Raw genomic sequence first — 1,215 nt, 5'->3', positions numbered from 1 at the left:
CACTCCCCGGAAAAAATTTCACCACGGACAACATGATGACAACACACGTACAGCCAACCGATACATCTCCTCCATCCGTTCGGCGGTCGAAAGATGCATCGCGCACTGGAAGAACTGGAAAATCCTCAAGACCGGCTATCGCGGACGTCTTACAGAACTTCCCAACCTCATTCGCACCGTCACCCGCCTCGAACTTTACCGACTCGGCTGGTAAATGCTTATGAATAACGCTCATAGTTCAGCCGATAGACATTGTCTTCTGCGTAGTCGAAGTGCGCCGAGGTCACGCCGCTCTTGTAGAGCGTGTTGCCCTGATAGATGTTACCGTCGGAGGTGAGGTAGAAACCGTCGCCGATAGCAGTGGCGCCGTCTGGGACCTTCGTGAACTCCTCACGCTTCAGGTTGGTACCTTCGCGGAACGAACTCGTGGCCGTCGTCCAGGACAGGCGGTAGGTGTTGTTGTCCGCATAGACGAAGTTCGCGGTCTTGACACCCGTGGCGACGACCTTGTTTCCTTCGTATAGGTCACCGTTCGGAGCCAAGTAGTAGGCGTCCCCGATGACTTTCGAGTCGGCGGGAACGGACTGGTAGGAGTCGTCCGGCGCGATCCCGGTGCCTCCTCGGAAGGCTACCGCGACCGTCGCATTCTGGATCTTGACGGGAGCTGTTGTACGTGTCGAGCCCTGGGCTGCCTTCATGGACACGGTCTCGTTGTAGTTCGTCGTACTGCGAATGCCCGACAGAGTGACCTGGCCGCTACCATCTGCCGGGAACGACTTCGTTCCGGTAGCGCCGTCGCTCCAGGTGAGCCCTTCCGGGAGAGTAACGCTGATCATGGTCCCGGCCGCGACCGGCGTGGTGCCATCAGTGGTGGCTTTGACTGTGACGTCCTTCAGCGTTCCGCAGGCGTTCACCGTGTAGGGGCCGTTGGTGAACGCGATGGTCGGCGTGTCGGATGCTGCGGCGGCCGGCGTCGCCACGGAGATGGCGACGACGGGGATGTGAGGTGCCCCATTCTTTCTGGACCACCGCGGAATTGGTAGGATTACCGCGATGACCGAAAGGAAGGGCCGGGATGTCCAGTTCCCGTGGGAAGTATTCTCCGGAGTTCCGCGCGGAGGCAGTGCGCGAGGTGATTGATAGGTCGCGATCCGTCGCGGACGTCGCTCGAGAGCTCGGACTGGTTCCGCAGACCCTCACTAATTGGGTGGCTGC

Annotated in this window: 3 protein-coding genes; 2 read left to right on the top strand and 1 reads right to left on the bottom strand. The window is 59.8% G+C overall.

All coding sequences use genetic code 11. From position 1 onward, the window contains the following. The coding region (locus C5D07_RS14460; protein WP_146079783.1) for a transposase family protein at positions 1-214 on the top strand (214 nt) is incomplete at its 5' end. A gap of 4 nt (positions 215-218) precedes the next feature. Here C5D07_RS14460 and C5D07_RS14455 read toward each other — a convergent pair. After that, positions 219-980: a hypothetical protein gene (locus tag C5D07_RS14455; protein WP_104259628.1), complete on the bottom strand. Its 762-nt coding sequence runs from the start codon at positions 978-980 to the stop codon at positions 219-221. 95 nt (positions 981-1,075) lie between these two features. On the opposite strand from C5D07_RS14455, the gene C5D07_RS16475 reads away from it, so the two are divergent. Beyond that, the coding region (locus tag C5D07_RS16475) for a transposase (RefSeq protein WP_146079777.1) at positions 1,076-1,215 on the top strand (140 nt) is incomplete at its 3' end.

Source organism: Rathayibacter tritici (genome assembly GCF_002932875.1).
Classification (GTDB): Bacteria; Actinomycetota; Actinomycetes; order Actinomycetales; family Microbacteriaceae; genus Rathayibacter; species Rathayibacter tritici.
The sequence above is the reverse complement of the archived record's forward strand: the minus strand, read 5'-3'. Positions and strand labels throughout refer to the sequence as shown.